18 protein-coding genes are annotated in these 16264 nt (G+C 62.9%); 6 read left to right on the top strand and 12 right to left on the bottom strand.

Annotated features, from left to right (window positions below; translation table 11 throughout):
* Positions 1–50 precede the first annotated feature (50 nt).
* Genes RM192_RS16815 through RM192_RS16840 form a run of 6 tightly spaced genes read right to left on the bottom strand, consistent with a single transcriptional unit; the run spans position 51 to position 5906 of the window.
* Positions 51–1277: an acyl-CoA dehydrogenase family protein gene (locus RM192_RS16815; protein WP_311508788.1), complete on the bottom strand. Its 1227-nt coding sequence runs from the start codon at positions 1275–1277 to the stop codon at positions 51–53.
* A gap of 29 nt (positions 1278–1306) precedes the next feature.
* The gene (locus tag RM192_RS16820; protein WP_311508789.1) at positions 1307–1915 is read right to left on the bottom strand and encodes a TetR/AcrR family transcriptional regulator; all 609 of its coding nucleotides are present in this window, start codon (positions 1913–1915) and stop codon (positions 1307–1309) included.
* Positions 1912–2724, bottom strand: a complete 813-nt coding sequence (locus RM192_RS16825; protein WP_311508790.1) for an SDR family oxidoreductase — start codon at positions 2722–2724, stop codon at positions 1912–1914. Before RM192_RS16825 ends, RM192_RS16820 begins: the two co-directional genes overlap by 4 nt.
* Positions 2721–3908 carry an FAD-dependent oxidoreductase gene (locus RM192_RS16830; RefSeq protein ID WP_311508791.1) on the bottom strand — a complete coding sequence of 396 codons (1188 nt, stop codon included), beginning with the start codon at positions 3906–3908 and terminating at the stop codon, positions 2721–2723. The genes RM192_RS16825 and RM192_RS16830 overlap by 4 nt, the downstream gene beginning before the upstream one ends.
* A 4-nt stretch (positions 3909–3912) precedes the next feature.
* Positions 3913–4488 carry a 3-phenylpropionate/cinnamic acid dioxygenase subunit beta gene (locus RM192_RS16835; protein WP_311508792.1) on the bottom strand — a complete coding sequence of 192 codons (576 nt, stop codon included), beginning with the start codon at positions 4486–4488 and terminating at the stop codon, positions 3913–3915.
* A 29-nt stretch (positions 4489–4517) separates the two neighbouring features.
* Complete coding sequence (locus RM192_RS16840) at positions 4518–5906, bottom strand: aromatic ring-hydroxylating dioxygenase subunit alpha (protein WP_311508793.1); 1389 nt, start codon at positions 5904–5906, stop codon at positions 4518–4520.
* Between the two features lie 101 nt (positions 5907–6007).
* Here RM192_RS16840 and RM192_RS16845 point away from each other — a divergent pair, with 101 nt between their 5' ends.
* The gene (locus RM192_RS16845; protein ID WP_311508794.1) at positions 6008–6214 is read left to right on the top strand and encodes a ferredoxin; all 207 of its coding nucleotides are present in this window, start codon (positions 6008–6010) and stop codon (positions 6212–6214) included.
* A gap of 49 nt (positions 6215–6263) precedes the next feature.
* On the opposite strand, the gene RM192_RS16850 is transcribed toward RM192_RS16845, so the two are convergent.
* Complete coding sequence (locus RM192_RS16850; protein WP_311508795.1) at positions 6264–7469, bottom strand: aromatic ring-hydroxylating dioxygenase subunit alpha; 1206 nt, start codon at positions 7467–7469, stop codon at positions 6264–6266.
* A gap of 25 nt (positions 7470–7494) precedes the next feature.
* Positions 7495–7935, bottom strand: a complete 441-nt coding sequence (locus tag RM192_RS16855; protein WP_311508796.1) for a nuclear transport factor 2 family protein — start codon at positions 7933–7935, stop codon at positions 7495–7497.
* Positions 7936–8157: 222 nt separating this feature from the next.
* On the opposite strand from RM192_RS16855, the gene RM192_RS16860 reads away from it, so the two are divergent.
* The 4 genes from RM192_RS16860 (at position 8158) to RM192_RS16875 (ending at position 11560) form a co-directional block, all read left to right on the top strand.
* A complete protein-coding gene (locus tag RM192_RS16860; protein ID WP_311508797.1) occupies positions 8158–9057 on the top strand; it encodes an AraC family transcriptional regulator in 900 nt (299 codons plus the stop codon).
* Positions 9058–9166: 109 nt separating this feature from the next.
* Complete coding sequence (locus tag RM192_RS16865) at positions 9167–9952, top strand: SDR family oxidoreductase (RefSeq protein WP_311508798.1); 786 nt, start codon at positions 9167–9169, stop codon at positions 9950–9952.
* A gap of 19 nt (positions 9953–9971) precedes the next feature.
* Entirely contained in the window at positions 9972–10481 is a 510-nt protein-coding gene (locus RM192_RS16870; protein WP_311508799.1) for a VOC family protein, read from the top strand.
* A gap of 17 nt (positions 10482–10498) precedes the next feature.
* Complete coding sequence (locus tag RM192_RS16875) at positions 10499–11560, top strand: hypothetical protein (protein ID WP_311508800.1); 1062 nt, start codon at positions 10499–10501, stop codon at positions 11558–11560.
* On the opposite strand, the gene RM192_RS16880 is transcribed toward RM192_RS16875, so the two are convergent.
* On the bottom strand, positions 11557–12051 hold the full coding sequence (locus tag RM192_RS16880; RefSeq protein WP_311508801.1) for a nuclear transport factor 2 family protein: 495 nt from the start codon (positions 12049–12051) through the stop codon (positions 11557–11559). The genes RM192_RS16875 and RM192_RS16880 overlap by 4 nt on opposite strands.
* Positions 12052–12181: 130 nt before the next feature.
* Here RM192_RS16880 and RM192_RS16885 point away from each other — a divergent pair, with 130 nt between their 5' ends.
* Positions 12182–12991, top strand: a complete 810-nt coding sequence (locus tag RM192_RS16885; protein WP_311508802.1) for an SDR family oxidoreductase — start codon at positions 12182–12184, stop codon at positions 12989–12991.
* A 4-nt stretch (positions 12992–12995) separates the two neighbouring features.
* Here the strand turns inward: RM192_RS16885 and RM192_RS16890 are convergent, their stop codons facing one another.
* The 3 genes from RM192_RS16890 to RM192_RS16900 form a co-directional block, all read right to left on the bottom strand.
* Complete coding sequence (locus RM192_RS16890; protein ID WP_311508803.1) at positions 12996–14051, bottom strand: LLM class flavin-dependent oxidoreductase; 1056 nt, start codon at positions 14049–14051, stop codon at positions 12996–12998.
* Positions 14052–14167: 116 nt separating this feature from the next.
* The gene (locus RM192_RS16895; RefSeq protein WP_311508804.1) at positions 14168–15259 is read right to left on the bottom strand and encodes an oxygenase; all 1092 of its coding nucleotides are present in this window, start codon (positions 15257–15259) and stop codon (positions 14168–14170) included.
* Between the two features lie 18 nt (positions 15260–15277).
* Entirely contained in the window at positions 15278–16213 is a 936-nt protein-coding gene (locus tag RM192_RS16900) for a Rieske (2Fe-2S) protein (protein ID WP_311508806.1), read from the bottom strand.
* Positions 16214–16264: the final 51 nt, after the last annotated feature.

Below are 16264 nucleotides of genomic sequence, written 5' to 3' on the forward strand. Positions count from 1 at the left end.
AAAAAGGCCGCCCGCGCATGGAACGCGGGCGGCCCGTTAGGATTATCGGCTCAGTATGCGCCGGGAGGCGAGATACCGTCAGCACCGGTCATGTTGCGACCATAGATTTCATAGCCGATGGTCGGGATGTTCTGGATGTGGCGCGTCGCCATGGAAACGTCGCGCCAGTAGCGGTTGATCGGCTTGTCGAGCGCGAAGGCCGACGAGCCTGCCTGAAACATCAGCGATTCACTGGCGCCGTGGACCAGTTCGATCATCTGTGAACCGGCTGCGCGGTGCTGTGCCTTCTCCGCGAGTGTGAACTCCTCGCCCAGACCGACGCGGTCGAGCTTGGCGGTGAGATCGAACAGGATCAGCTTGGCGGTGTTGACCATCGCGGCGGCTTCACCAAGATCACGCATATACGCGCCCGACTGGGTGCGCGTGGGGATGAACGTGGTCAGCACCGGCTTCTTGGGCGCTTCGGCGGCAACGATTTCGACCATCGCCTCGACCGCGCCGATCAGCTGGGCAATGCCGGTGGTGCGCACCACCGGAACGGCGGGAAGCAGATCGGACGGATCTCCGAAGTGACGCTTGGTATTGTCGATCTGTCCGGCGCGTTCGCTCATCAGGACCATCTGGTCGTCGGGGATGAACACGTTTTCCGCAATCGCGGTGTCAGACCCGGTGCCCTGCATGCCCGAGACGAACCAGCTGTCGACGATGGTCATCGAATCCATCGGCAGGTAGCACATGTTGATGCCGGGAACGACGGGACCGTCGTAGTCCTCGAGCACCACGCCCTGCTGCGCCCAGGTCGACTGGCGCGAGCCGGACATGTAGGGCCACTTGCCGTTGATGATCCAGCCGCCATCGACCTTGCGCGCCTTGCCCGGAGGATTGTAGGCGCCGCAGACCGGCTGCGGACCGTCGCCGAACACGGCATCCTGCACGCCATCAGGCGCAAGGCTGGTGATCCAGCTGGTGCCGTTGATGATCTGCATGACCCAGCTGACGGCAGGATCGCCCTTGGCGATCTCGATCTGCACGCGGCAGAAATCGGTGGGCGAGAGGCCGTGGCCGCCGAGCCGCTTGGGCACCAGCAACTGCAACAGACCGTTTTCTTTCAGCGCCTTGTCCACCGCCGGGGTCGGCGCGCGCAGCTTTTCGCCTGCGGGTGCTTCGCTTTGAAGCAGCGGGCGCAGGCTCTTTGCCAGTTCGACAAAGCCGTCTGCGACTTCCTTTGACGCGAAGCCACCCGCGTCATTGACGTTAAGTTTGGCAACGGTGGCCATAGGTCTATCCTTTCTCTCGGTTCGGCGGGTTAGCCGACAGTCTGCAGTGCCCATTGAAGTATGTGTTCGGGCGATTCATTCCAGCTGCGCATCCAGGCCTCGTCCGCCGGTATGACCAGCGTGCTGAGCTGGAGCCTGACCAGCGTCTCGATCAGGGTGTCGCGGTTGATCGGCTCGCCGACCCTGCGTTCGAGATAATCGAGTGTCGGCTCCAGCGCTTCACGCACGGCGGCTTTGTGACGGGGGAAATGGGTGCGCAGGAATTCAAGGTGGAACGCCGGCTCGACCTCAAAGATGCGGTCTGGCGAGCGATCAATGGTGAAGTGTGCAAAGAACTGCATCACCGCGCGGAAGCGCTCCATCGGATCAGGATTCGCGTCGGCAACTTCGGCGATGCCCTGCTCGAAGCTGGCACAGACATATTCCGAAACCGCCGCCAGTACGTCCTCTTTCGAAGCGAAATAGCGGTAGAGCGTGCCGCGCGAGACGCCGCTGGCATCGCTGATGTCACGCATCGACAGGCGTCGTGCGCCCACAGTGCGAATGGCGCGCAAGGTGCCGTCCAGAATCTTCTGAACGCTGGCATATTGCTCACCGACGGCGGTGCCGCCCCATTCGCCTTGTGGGAGAAGTTTCACCCGCCTGCCTCCAGTTCTGCCAGATTGTGCGGCACGCTGACGTAGCCCGGCAGGTGCTGGCCGCCATCGACGTTGATCAGTTCACCGTTCACGAAACGGGACATTTCCGATGCGAGGAAAACCACCACCGGGCCGATGTCGTTCTCGGGATCGCCTGCCCGCTTGAGCGGATTGCTGGCAGTCGCCATGTCGAGGAAGCCCGGCACCTTGTCGACCAGTTCGGCAAAGACCTGGCCCATGCCGGTGGGGGCAATCGCGTTGGTGCGAATGTTGTAGCGGCCCCACTCGACGGCGGCGGAGCGCGTCAGGCCAAGGATCGCGCCCTTGTTCATATTGTAGTCGCTGTGCAGCCACGCGCCGGTCTGGGCGTCGATCGAATAGAACGTGACGATCGAGCCACCGCCGCGCGCTTTCATGTGCGGGAATGCTGCGCGCATCGCCCACCAGCTGCCGTACGTACCGATCTTGAGGGTGTCCTCAAGCATCTCGTCGGTCTTGTGTTCGAGCAGAATGTTGGGCGACAGCGCGGAGGCGTTGAGCACCAGTGTATCCAGGCCGCCAAATTCGGCCACGGCCCGGTCGATCATGCCGGTGACCTGATCCTTCACCGCCATGTCAGCAGAAATGCCCACTGCGCCAACGCCAAACTCTTCGCGGATTTCAGCGGCAACGCGCTCGGTTGCCGCACCGTCGCGTCCGGTAATCAGCAGGTTCGAGCCTTCGCGGGCCATACGACGCGAAATGCCATGGCCAAGGCCCTTGGCGCCGCCGGTGACGATGGCCACCTTGTCTTGCAGCAACCCGGTCATGCAACGTTCTCGCGCAGCGGCTCGATCAACATTCTGTCCAACTCGGTTCTCTCCTGGCAGCGATCGCGGGTCAGCACATAGCCGCGCGTCACGCCTTCATTATCGACAAACAGATATTTCAGGCCCGATTCCGTGTCATCAGCCAGTTCCCACTGTCCCTCGGCTTGGGCCGGCTTGGGAAGCAGCACAATCGGGTATGTCGTGGTTTTTACCTGCACCGACAGGGTCGGGAAGCGGATGTCCGTGGGCGTGCCGAGCACGCTGGGCGCAATCGCGCGAGCCGCGGCCATGATCGGGGTGACATAGGCAGCAAGGCCATGCGGATATTCCGCGCAATCACCGATGGCGTAAATCGACGGATCGCTGGTGCGGCCGGTCTGGTCGACCTTGATCCCGCGCCCAACGTCCAGCCCGGCCTCGCGCGCGAGGTCGGTGTTGGGGCGCAGGCCCACTGCCGAGAGGATGATATCGGCAGCGATCTGCGTGCCATCGTCAAGCGTGCCGCGAAAGCCGCCCTCGGGCAGCTTGTCGAGCGAAACGACCTTGCGGCCAAGGTGCCATTCGACGCCGTGCCCTGCCAAAGTCTCGCGGACCTTGTCACCCACTTCGGCGGGTATAAGTTGCGCCAGTGGATGGCCGAGCATGTCGACCACCACCGGCTTGTAGCCGTTGGTGACAAGATCATTGGCAAATTCGGTGCCGACAAGCCCTGCACCCATGATCAGCACGCGCGCGCCGTCGGGCAATTTCTCGCGGAATTCGCGGTAATGATCGAGTGAATTGACCGCGATTGCCAGATGTGCGGCGTCGCCAGCGATCGGTGGGCGGACGGGGTCCGCGCCAAGTGCCAGCACCAGCTTGTCGTAAAAGACAGGGCCGCCGGTGGTCAGCAGCACCTTGCCGCCGGTATCGATGCCTTCGGCTTCGCGTCCGCACCGCAGATCGAGCTTGAGCTGCGCCGCCATCTTCTCGCCGGGTGTGGTCACCAGGGTATCGGCGACCTTGCCCTTGGCCAGCGCGGTGGACAGCGCGGGCTTGGAGTAAAAGTGCCCGTCGTCATGGGTGACGAGCGTCAGGCGGGCGTCCGGCGCAAGCTTTCTGAGCTCACGCAGGACGCCGTAGCCTGCAAGGCCACTGCCCACTACCACGACATGGGGGACAACATGGGGTGCAGTCGCGGTCATGGCGTTAGAGGAAGATCGCCAGATTCGACATGCCCAGCGTGGACTGGTCGACGATGATCTCGCGGCGCGCAAGCTTGTAGGCGTCGCCGACCAGACGCCAGATGTCGCGGCGTTCGGCGCTGAGCGTCTCGTTGTGCGCAACATCGAAGCGGCTGCGCTCAACGTAAAGGTAGCTCGACACTTCGTATTCGCCGGCTGTTTCGCATTCGGCAACACGGGTGTTGGTGACGAAGCGACGGGTGCGCGAGGGCGGGTCTTCGGCCCATGCGCTCTTGGAAAGACGCCCGGTGCGCATCAGGATCGACGAATAGTTGTCGTCGAAATGCATCATCGTGCGCATCACGTCGCGGTCCTTGTTGGGACCATTGCGCGTAAGCCGGACGGGCGCGGTGTAGAGAAGGTCTTCCTCCAGCATCGCCACCCAGTCGTCGAACCGGCGTTCATCCAGAGCGGCGGCTTCGTCATAGAGCGTTTCAAGCAGGCGGTTGTAGATCTCAGATCCGAGCGGCACCCGGTTGGTGGAGACCAGTCCCCGCATCACGCCTGCCTTTTCGACAGCCGCGGTCGCATAATTTACCATGATACGTCCTCTTTCAAGACTGTCGGAAATCAGGCTTCAGCCATCAGGTTGTAATAGGCCATCCACCAGTTCCACTGGGTGTCGTCCTTGGTGAAGCCGGGGTAGAGCAAGCCGCCACCCTTCCAGCCTTCGGGACGTTCGTGCCCGTGGAGCGCCTGATACTTGAGCGTGATGTCCTTGCTGACCACGCCGCGCGCATTGCGCATGATCTGCGGCCAGGTGTCGGCATCGTCCTGTTCGATGATGCCCGAGGTGCCGGTCTGCTGGATCGAGTTCTGCAGCATGTCCCGCTTGACCTGCTCGGGCGCATCCTTTTCGGCGAAGATGAAGTTGATGAACTCCACCTTGTCCGGGCCGCGCGGCACATAAGTGTGCAGCGCGAGCGCACCCGACGAGCCACCATCCGTGCGCGGCGCAAAGATGAACGCGACGAGGATGTTGGGGAACAGGCCGCCAACCTGCGGCGGGATCGTGGCGAGCTGTTCGACCTGATCGGCCGACAGGTTCTTGAACAGCTGCGGAATCAGCTCCTTGGTGATGCCCGGCGGGGGCAGCATCGCAAGGCGTTCCTCGACAGACTTGCCTTCAAAGCTGATGTCCGAGAACATCTTGAAAGTCTGTGCCGCTTCGAGGCAGCGCAAAGAGTGACCCTGCTCGCAACTGACGTCGACGCCGTACATGCCCGGCGCGTTATCATAGATCGATTCAGCCGTGCCGCCCATCACGCCGCCTTCCATCAGCGAGCGATGGAGCGTGAGCGTGTGGAAGCCGTCAGAACCCGACTGTTCGCCGGGGATCTTCCAGTTGCACGGCAGCACGAAGCGCTGCGGGGGTCCGAGCATTTCGAGGCCGGAATCGGTGCGACAGAACAGCTGGTCGAGATAGTACTTCATATCGCCGAGATATTCGTCGAACGAAGGCCCTTCGATGTCCCAGGTGGCGAAGATCAACCCGCCATAGACCTGCACGCGCGCCTTCTTGAGGCCGAGCTGGTCCTTGCCCAGACGGTTGCCGTGCATCTGTTCCTTTTCAACAGGCGCACCGATGAAGCTGCCGTCGGGACGGAACGCCCAGCCGTGATAGATGCAGCGGTGCGCGTGGGCGTTACCGGCTTCGGCCGTGCACACCTTCATGCCGCGATGCGGGCAGACGTTGAGTGAAACATGGATTTCGTCGTTGCGATCGCGGGTCACGATCACCTGATCCTCGCCCATGTCGCGCACCACGAAATCGCCGGCCTTGGGGATTTCGGTATCGTGCGCGAGGAGCAGCCAGGTCTTGGCGAAGATGCGCTCCATCTCGAGCTTGTACAGCTCTTCGTCACTCATCACCCGCAGCATGACTTCGTTCGTGTCGCGCTTGACGAGATCATCGAGTGTCGCGCCGTCAGCCAGCGTGAACGTTGCTTTTTGAAGCATGATCCTCTCCATCGAATCTATCGAAAAATTCTATTGCCTGTCTTATACAGGTTGAACCAAATGTGTTCAACATGTAATCGTCGGCCCGAGAGGAGAAAACCATGTCCAACCGCTTGAAAGTCGTGATCGATAAGCCTGCATGCTGCGGCTATGGCGTCTGCGCCGAAATCTGCCCTGAAGTGTACAAGCTTGACGAAAACGGCATCGTCTATGTTGACGACGAAATCGTGCCCGAAGGCCTTGAAGACCGTGCCCGCGAAGGCGCCGAAGCCTGTCCGCAGGCCGCGCTCGCCATCGTCGAGGCGTGATGCAGGTCCAGCTCCGGCAAGCGTAACGCTGCCGGAGCCAAAACCCTGTTCAGCGCACCATCTGCCCTGCCAGCACTTGTGCGACGCGCTGCGATTCGGGGATCGAATCGATACCGATGCGGCGGTCAACTTCTTCCTCGAACCAGTAGAGAGCGCGCTCCTGATAGCCGAAGGTCAGGTGCGGAATCGTGCCCTGGGTCAATGACCGCTGAATCGAGCGAAACAGGCACAGATCTTCCGACAGAATGTTGCGCACAATGCCGTTCATGGCCTGCCAGTGCTGCTTGTCGGCTTCGGTGTCGACATCCCAGCCCATCAGGCGGACTTCCATGATCGATTTGTCAGGACCTGCAGGCCAGAAGCTCTGCAGCGAGAACCCGCCGGGGTCGAGCGCGAAGAAGGTGTTGGGGAAAGTCGGCAGCGCGATCGTGCACTCGCTGAAAACCTCGGCCACGTTGTCCGGCTTGTAGAGCTGCTGGTCGAAGATCGAATCGCCCTTCTTCTTGCGCGTGGCAAACCGCATGTGGCCATTGGCGAAAAGCGCGATCACGAAGCTTTGCGAATTGAGATAGGGGGCGAGCGTCTTCGCGTGGACGGTCGCGACGTGATAGATTTCGAGGAAGTTGTGCAGCGCCAGCTTCCAGTTGCAGTCCATTTCCACGAGCAGCCGGTCTTTGACGACCATGTTCTCGATCGGATAGCCTTCCTTCTGCGCCGATTGCGGCGCCAGGAAATCATCGAGCGGTCCGGCATTCTCATCGAAATTGATGAAGATCATGCCGCGGTTGACCTCGCACCGCACCGGCTTCAGGCTATTGTCGGCCTTGTTCAGGCAGGTGAAATCATGCTGGTCGGGAACCGATTTCAGCTCGCCTTCCAGCGAATAACCCCAAGCGTGATAAGGGCAGACGAACCGCATCGCCTTGCCCTTCTGTTCAAGCAGGAGCGCCGAACCGCGATGCCTGCACGAATTGTGGAAGGCCCGGATCGCGCCGTCCTTCGCGCGCGAAATGATGACGGACTGGTCCAGCTGGTGGAACAGGAAATATGACCCGGCTTCGGGCAGTTCGGAAACATGGCCGGCCAGCAGCCAGTTGCGCATCCACAGCCCGTCATGTTCCAGCTTGGCGAAGCCGGGATCGGTGTAGCGGCTTGACGGGACGGGCGGCAGGTAGGGGAAATCGGCCGGATGTTCGGAGCGCACCAGCTGCGCTTCCATTGTCCGCTGCAGCAGGTCCAAGGCGTCAGTTTGCATCGCACTTCTCCTGGGTAATCGGGGGTCAGGCGTCTGCCATCTTCGAGGCGGCGGGATCATCGGGCGTGACCGCGCCGAAGCAGCTCTGCGCAAGGAAGCTGCAGCTGTATTCGCGCACTTCGGTGAACTTGCCGTCGCGCAGCTTGAACACGAAATGATAGGCGTTGTTGTAGCGGCGGCCGTTGAGCATCTCCATGTCGGTCTCGGCCTCGACCGCAACCCGGTCGCCTTCCGCAGTCATGTCCAGAACGGTCAGCTGGATGGGCGATTTCAGCACCGTCGACATCGTCGAGGGCACCTTGGAGAACTGGTCGCGGTTCCAGTTGTAGAGCAACCACTCGGGCTGGCGCGCCATGGTCATGAAGTTGAAATCTTCGGCGGTGGTCGCCAGGATCGCCGCTTCGTCGCCGCGATTGACAGCGTCGAACCAGCTGCGCACGACGGCCTTGTTTTGCTCGATTCCCATTGATCTCATCCCTTAAGTTCCCGCCATTCTTGGGCGGCGCCTTGTTCCGTGCGGACGCTACGGCCTGCTTGGGCGGGAGGATGAACCCCGATTCGAAATTCTCGCCTATCCAAAGGGGGGCGTTCCGCCACCTGAGTTGGGGTCTGTTGGCTCTGCGGCCCCTGGTCGCAGCGGGATGGTCAGGCCGCCGTCAGAGCAGCCCTGACCGGGAGAAACAAGGTCATGCCCAATATGTCCGGGTCCAGTGTTTCGGCGGTTTACGATGTCCCCGACAGCGGCGGCATGGATTGCCGTGTGGCGGGGCGCTTGGTGCTGCCGCGTGCGACGGTGGAACTGCACCACTACCGGTTCACCGGGCCGCAGAGCGGAGTGTTCCGCTCGGGCCGCGGGTTCCTCGACCTTGCGCTTTCACGCCGTCCGGGCGCGCCGCAGGGGCATTATACCGCTGCGCCGGGCAAAGGGCCGCTGCCGATGGGCGACATCATCTGCATCCCCGCCGGACAGGATCTGGAAACGCGCTGGGGCGAGGGCGAACAGATGTCTATCTGCTGCGGGTTCGATACGCTGCTCGGCGGCGATGATGATCTCATTGCCAATTGCCACACGCTCGACGCCTCGCTTGACGTGCGCAGCCCGCACGTGCGCGATGCGCTGGCGCGTCTGGCGCGCGAGATTGCCTGTCCCGATTTCGGGAGTGCTCTGCTGGCCGATGCACTGCTGACTCAAGTCGGCGTGGAACTGTACCGTTATTTCAAGCGCAGCGCGGCAGCACCTGTTGATGGCGAAAGTCTTTCGCGCCTTAGCGCTGTCCAGATGCGCCGGATCGACGAGGCGATCGAGCAGCCTGGCAAGCTGCCGGGCGTGGCCGAGCTCGCGCTGCTGTGCGAGGTCAGCACGCGGCACTTCTTCCGGCTGTTCCGCGCCACGACCGGGCAGACGCTTGCCACTTACGCCGCAGAGCGCCGCATTGCGCGGGCCAAGGCTCTGCTGGTGCAGGCCCGCCCGCCGATCAAGGAAATCGCCTGGCGCTGCGGCTTCGAAACCCCCGCGGCGTTCTCGGCCGCCTTTCGCAAGGCTGCGGGGATGACGCCCAAGGCGTTCCGGCAGGCGGTCTGGCAATGACCGGCACTCCGGCGATAGCTTTGGCTGAAATGCGCGCGCGATAGCGGTTGGTTCAGCGGTCCGGGATGCGGCAAGTTGCCGGTGCATGACAACAAGAGGAGAGGCTGCTTTGACCACGAACATGTTCGATCTTTCGGGCAAGGTGGCACTGGTCACCGGCGCGAATTCAGGACTGGGTTTCGCCTTTGCGCGCGGCCTTGCCAAAGCCGGTGCCGATATCGTGATCTGGGGCCGCCGCGCCGACAAGAACGAGGAAGCCGCTGAAAAGCTGCGCAGCTATGGCGTGCGCGTCATCACCGAAAGCGTCGATGTCTGCGATGACGCGGCGATTGTCGCAGGCGTAGACCGCGCGGTGGCGGAACTTGGCCGGATCGACATTGCCGTGGCCAATGCCGGGATCGCGCGGCAGGTGCCGTTCGTCGACATGGACCGCAAGGCCTACCGCGAACTGATCGACGTCAACCTCGATGGCGCGGTGTTCACGCTGCGCGCGGTGGCCAGACACATGGTCGACCGTGCGCTTGCGGGCGATCCCGGCGGCTCACTGATCATCTGCGGCAGTGGCTCCATCGCCCAAGGCGTGCCGACCTTGGCGCATTATGGCATCGCCAAGGGCGGGCTCAATTCACTGGCCAAGGCGCTGGCGGCGGAACTGGGGCCGCATGGCATCCGCTGCAACGTCATCGCGCCCGGCTTCATCGAGACCGAGATGACCTTTGCCGACCCCGAGATCGGCGCGATGATGGCGGTGGGCGTTTCGGCCCGCGTTCCGCTCGGCCGCATCGGCCAGCCCGAGGATCTGGAAGGCGCGGCGGTCTATCTCGCCAGCGACGCGGCACGCTATCACACCGGCGATACGCTGGTGATCGATGGCGGCAAGCTCTTCGCCAACTGACCGCGAAAGGACCGAGACGATGTTTGCCCGTCCCAATACGCAGCACAGCCAGGTGGCCTATGTCACCAATGACATGGACGCCGCGATAGAGGCGTTCCGCCGCGAATACGATTCGCCGGGGTTCTATGTCTTCACCAATGCCAATTCCGGGTCGGACGAAAATGGCGAGCAGCTCAAGATCGCGCTGGCCCGCGTGGGCGGGGTGGAGATCGAACTGATCGAGCCGATCGGCGATACCGCACCGCTGTTCAGCGATGTCCTGCCGGGCGGGGATGAACTGGCGATCCGCTTTCACCATGTGTGCTTCCGGGTCGAAGGGCCGCTGGAAAACTGGGACGCGCATGTCGCATCGCTGGACTTTGACAAGCACCCGATCGTGTTCAAGGGCGCGATGGGTGAGATGATGCGCTTCATCTACACCGACGAGCGGCGGACACTTGGCCACTATGTCGAGCATGTGTGGCTCTCGCCGGAAATCTATGCCCAGATCCTTGCCGCAACGCCGACATACCCGCCTGCAACCGCCTGAACTGCCGGAGATTTTCCTTGCGTGAACCTGTCGAACTGACCGTGGACGTGACCGATGCGATTGCCATCGGCATGGCTGCGCACACTGCCGTGACCGTCTATCTGCCCGATGACGGCGCGCTGGCCAACCCGCCGGTGGTGTGCTTCGCGTTCCCCGGTGGCGGCTACAACCGGCGCTATTACAGCTTCGACATGCCCGGCGCGCAGGGCGGGGGCGAGGCGGGATACCACACCGCGCGCGGATGGATCTTCGTCGCCTGCGACCATCTCGGTTTCGGGGATTCGACCATCCCGCCTGACGAGTTGCTCGATCTCGATGTAATCGCGGCCGGCAACGATGCGACTGTTCGGCACGTGATGGAACACATCGCGGCCGGTACGCTGACGGAAGGCTTGCCGGCCATCGCTGGTGCCACCTGTCTTGGCATCGGCCAGTCGATGGGCGGGTGCTTCTCCATCGTGGCGCAGGGCAATCACGAGACGTTCGATGGCGTGGGCGTTCTCGGCTACAGCGGCATCCACACCATCGTGCCCACACGGCCCGGCCAGCCCGAAGCCGCATGGCCATGGGTTTCACGCCGGACCAAACCGGGTGCACCGAAGATCTACAATCTGGCGCAGCTTGCGGCATCGACCGGCCCGCAACTCGGCGACGCAGCGGCATTGCAGGCTGCCGCGCAAGCAGGCGAACACCCCTTCCAGTGGTCGTTCCACTATGACGATCAGCCCGCCGATATCGTGTCGCTCGACATGAAGGCCTCTGCCGGGCTGACCGATCCCTTGCCCGAATGGCGCTCTGCCACGACGCCGGCCTGCGGCATCACCATGGTTGCGCCGGGCGCGGTGGCGCTGGAAGCGGCATCGATCCGCGTGCCGGTGTTCATCGGCGTGGGCGAGCGCGATGTGGTCCCCGATCCCTGGGCCGAACCCAAGGCGTTCAAGAGCGCAACCGACATCCAGATCTACATCTGCCCGCGCATGGCCCATATGCACAACTTCGCTCATACTAGGACGCAGTTCTGGGCGCGGATTCACAATTGGGGCGAAGGCGTGGCGGCGCAGCGGGCGTTGATGGGTTAGGCCCCCGCAAACACCGCGTAGGAGGGATCGTCGCGGTCGCGCCTGCCGCCAAACGCGCCGACCAGCGGCGGGCCGGCGTCGACGACCTCGTCGATGTCCTGCACGTATTCGCGGTGGTCGATGGCCCAGCGGCCTTCGCGGCGCGACCAGCGGTCGAGGTAACGGCCCAGGGCCGTGCCCTGCCGCAGGATGCCATCCTGCTCGAAACGCAGCGTGGCGTGGACATAGGCTTCGCTGGCGGCACGGTCGCCATCGACAACGATCAGGATATTGGTGACGCGGTGCATGTGTGCAATCATCTGCGCATGGGTGGCGCAAACCCAGTCGATGAAATCGCGGCCCTTGCCTTCGAACATCGTGCCGTAGCGCGCGGTGCCATCGGGGTGCCATACGGCATAGCCGAGGTCATGGTCGATCCGGTCCATAGCGCGGGCATAGTTGGCCAATTGCTCGGCGATAGCGAGCTTGTCGGCGGTTTCGGTCGTTTCCATGCAGCATCGCTCCCTTGATTGACCGCAAAAGTGCGCTCTGCTGCCTTCGCCTGCGCCTGACCGATGGCAGGTGCGACGCGGGGCCATCGGACGCCCTCTGCCTGCCATAACAACGCCAAGGGAGAGCGGCATGGATCTGGGAATTGCAGGAAAGGTCGCACTGGTCACCGGCGGCACGCATGGCATCGGCCGGGCGATTGCCGAGGAGCTGGGGCGCAACGGCTGCCGTGTGGTGGTGGTCGCGCGTGGACAGGCCGGGATCGACGAAACCGTGGCCGCGATCAAGGCCGCAGGAGGCGAGGCGGGGGGCGTCAGCGCCGACCTGACGCAGATGGACAGCTATCCGCGCATGGTGGCAGAGGCCACCGCACTGTTCGATGCGCCCGACATCGCGATCTTCTCGCCGGTAGGTCCGCCCTCGGGGCGGTTTCAGGACATGGCCGACGAGGACTTCCAGACCACGTTCGACAACGTCGTCAAGGCTTTCGCCCACTTCGCCCGCGCGGTGACGCCCGCGATGAAGGCACGCAAATGGGGCCGCATCGTCACGGTCGGATCGGGCCACGGCCGCTTGCCGGGCCGCCGCGCGACTCTCGGCTTCGATTACGTGCTGGCGAACACGCTGCGTCCTTCCGCGCTCGGCCTCAGCCGTAGTCTGGCCGATGAACTGGCCGAGTTCGGCATCACCGTGAACACCGTGCCGCCCGGCTTCATCGATACCGGCGCGCAATACGAGGCATTCTTCCGCGAATGCGCCAAGGCGGTGAACCAGACCTACGAGCAGTTCATGGCCGGGTTGATCGACCGCATTCCGATGAAGCGGTTCGGCAATCCCGATGAAGTGGCGGGCCTGTGCGCGTTCCTGTGCTCGGCCCGCGCCAGCTACATCACCGGCCAGTACATGCTGGTCGATGGCGGACGCATGGAAATCTATTTCTGAGCGATCAGGATTGCGCCTTTGCCGCGGCCACAAGCTGGAACAAGCCGCCGTAGTAATACATCAGCTTTTCCATCGAGAGGTCGCGGTACGGGGTCATCGGGGCGAGCGAATCGACCACGTCCCAGTACGGCTCAAGCTGCTCGAGCACTTCCTCGACCGGACCGCAGGCGCAGAATGCCAGCACCATTTCGTCGGGCACATTGTGCGCCACCGATGAAACATCGCCGTGATCGCCGAGCGCCAGCTGGCAGGCGCGTGCCTGATCGCCGAAGCCCTGCTTTTCGAAGAACGGTTCGTACTGCTTGTAGCCCGAATAGGCGGCAACCGTGGCCCGCGCGTCGTTGATCGCTTCCTGCTTGTCGGGATTGATCGCGATCCACGGCCAGGCGTTGATCTCGATATCCTCGCGCTTGCGGCCATGTTTGGCGAGCGCCGCGTCGATCACCGGCTTCTGCACTTTCGAGGTGAATTCCGCCGACCACAGCGCGTGGACCATCAAGCCGTCGCCGATTTCGATGGCAAGGTCGGTCATCTTTTCCTGCAACGCCGCGATCCAGATCGGGATGCGTTCGCGCACTGGCGGCGCGGTGACCATCATCTCCTCGAAATCGGCCTTGAAGTAGGTGCCGTTATAGGGGTCGAGGCCCTTGTGGGCATTGGCGATGATATAGCGCACGACATCGACCGTTTCGCGCAAGTGGCCGAGCGGCTTGGCCTTGGGCATGCCGTACATGCCTTCGACCGCCGAGGGGATGCTGCTGCCAAGGCCGAGCACGAAGCGGCCTCCGCTGATCCGGTCGACATCCATCGCGGCATAGGCGGTTTCCACCGGGCTGCGCGTGCCTGCAATCGCGATGCCAGTGCCGAGCTTGAGTGTTTCGGTAACCGTGGCGGTGGCGGCCAGCGGCACGAACGGCGGGCCGTAGATCTGGAGGACGAATACGCCTTCAAAGCCGAGCGCTTCCATCGAGCGCGACGTTTCGGTCAGCTGCGCGGAGGGCAGAACCGGCATCGTGCCCCAGAAACGGCGCGGGCCGCCGACGGCGTTGGTCTTTGACATGGGCGTTGGGCCTTTGCGTGAGGGCGGCAGCGCCGCATCAGCCATGGTTTAGCAGGGCTGATGCACGCGGAAATCCGCTATAATTGGTCACTCGGTTGATGGCACATGGCGAGCGATCAGAACTGGAACAGTTCCTTGCGCAGCCCGATGATGTCGCTGCAATCGGCGCTGACGTTGTCACGGTATTCGAAATCGCCTGCGTCCTGCCGCGCGGCAAGGTCCATCATCAGCAGGCGGTAACGCTGCCCGGCCTGATCAAACTTGGAATGGAGATCCTTGCGCGGGGTCAGGTCCATGTAGCGCGGGCTTTGCGGGTTAGTCATCGAACTGTCCTGCCGCGAAACCTTGTACCCGGCCTTGGGCATGACATGGCGGAACATGGTGCCCGCGTTCGAGGTGTTCATCACCATTTCCATGCGCGTGCGGTCCCGCGATTCAGGCGTGCACGGATGGAACAGCGGCACATCGTCTCCCGGCGAGAACCGGCCATAGGCGATGGCGCAGTGCGAGCGCAGGTAGATGCGGATCACCTGGCGCACGTTCTGCGTGGGCTGGCGGATACCGCTGAAGAACTTCATGATCGGCGCGACCGACTTGTTCACCAGCGTGCGGACCATTGTGATCGTCTCGCTGTCGTAGAACACCTCGACGTCTTCGCTGTCCGACTTTTCATCGCCCACCACGTCGGCGTGGAGAAAATCTGCGTGTGTCAGGTCGATCAGGTTTTCGAGGCTGATCGGGGCCGAGCAATCGAAGCGGATCGTCGCGGTCATGTGCTTGGGCAAACCGCCCTTGGGCGGCAAGAATGGCAGGCTCGGCAGGTGGGCAGGATCTGCGGCCTGCGGATTGCCAAACCAGCCCCAGATCAGGCCGTAATGCTCCATCACCGGATAGCGGCCCCGCGCATCGGTATAGGGGCTCTTGGGCCGCGTGACGATTTCGAGCGGGTGGAATTCAGACGCGACGACCTTGCCGTCTTCGCGCCAGATGTAGAACGGCTGCGAATAGACCGCGCGGCGCACCGGGGTCTTGCCCACGGCATGATCGTGGGCGAGCGGGAACCACGAATCGCGCATCACCAGATCGTGCGGGACCCAGTTGTTGACGGCGTTGAGCGAGAGGCCCGGCGCACGCTTCGGCGCAGATGGGGCAGGCGAATCGAAGTGCTCGGCATCGGTTGAGACGGAGCGATCGGCGACTTCAAGCATGGGGATCTCCTGCGAAAATCAGGCGGCGGCCGAAACGGATGAGGGTGCAGCGGGCGCTGCGGAAAGGATGTCTTCGCGCAGCTTGCCGGCAAGGTGCGATGCCGACGGAATCAATACGCGCAATGCGGCGGCATCGACCGTGTCGCGGACCGCGAACGAGCCTTTGTGGCGAAGGCCCACGGCGTGGCTGCCCTTGAGTTCATCGCCAAGGCGCGCGCGCCAGCGCACTTGCGTGACACCGCGCGCCGCCGGAACCGGCGCAAGCTGCGCGGTCAGCAGGGTGCGGAAACTGTCATCGCGCAGGACCGCTTCGGTCTCGCCCGTTTGCGGATCGGTGCGGGTGATGAACGTGATCGGAAATTCGGCGGTGGCATAGGACGGCCAGTGCAGTTTGCCCCAAAGGCAGAACCGCTCCATCACCAGCAACCCGTTTTCCTCACGCAAGTCGGACATCAGGTAGGGCGTGAATTCCACCGACCGGATGTTGAGGACAAGGCCCGGATCATCGAACAGCGCGTTGATCCACTGGTCATGGCCCAGTGCGACGTGGGCTGTGTCGCACAGGTCGAAGCCCTGCGGCACAACCGGCGCGGGCAGGGCGGTCTTCTGATCGAGATTGACCGAGACGAAGCCGCCGCTTTCCGACACGGCGAAGGCCGCAGCCTTGTAAACCGGCGGAAACTTCTGTTCGTCCTTCATATTCGGAATATCTTTGAGCCGGCCGGTTTCGCCGTCATAGCTCCAACCATGATAGCCGCACTGAAGCCATCCATTTTCCCGCACACAGCCGCGCGAAAGCGGGGCGCGGCGGTGGGGGCAGCGGTCTTCCAGAGCGCGGGCAATGCCTTGCGCATCACGCCACAACACCACCGGTTGATCGCCGACATCGATCGCGAACGGCTTGGTCGCAGTGACCTCCTCGCTCAGCGCAACTTTCCACCAGGGACTCGCCATAATTTCTGCATCACTCTCCACAAGCGGGGATCAAATTGACACGCGCCAATT

The sequence above is a fragment of the Novosphingobium sp. MMS21-SN21R genome (assembly GCF_031846015.1).
Taxonomy (GTDB): domain Bacteria; phylum Pseudomonadota; class Alphaproteobacteria; order Sphingomonadales; family Sphingomonadaceae; genus Novosphingobium.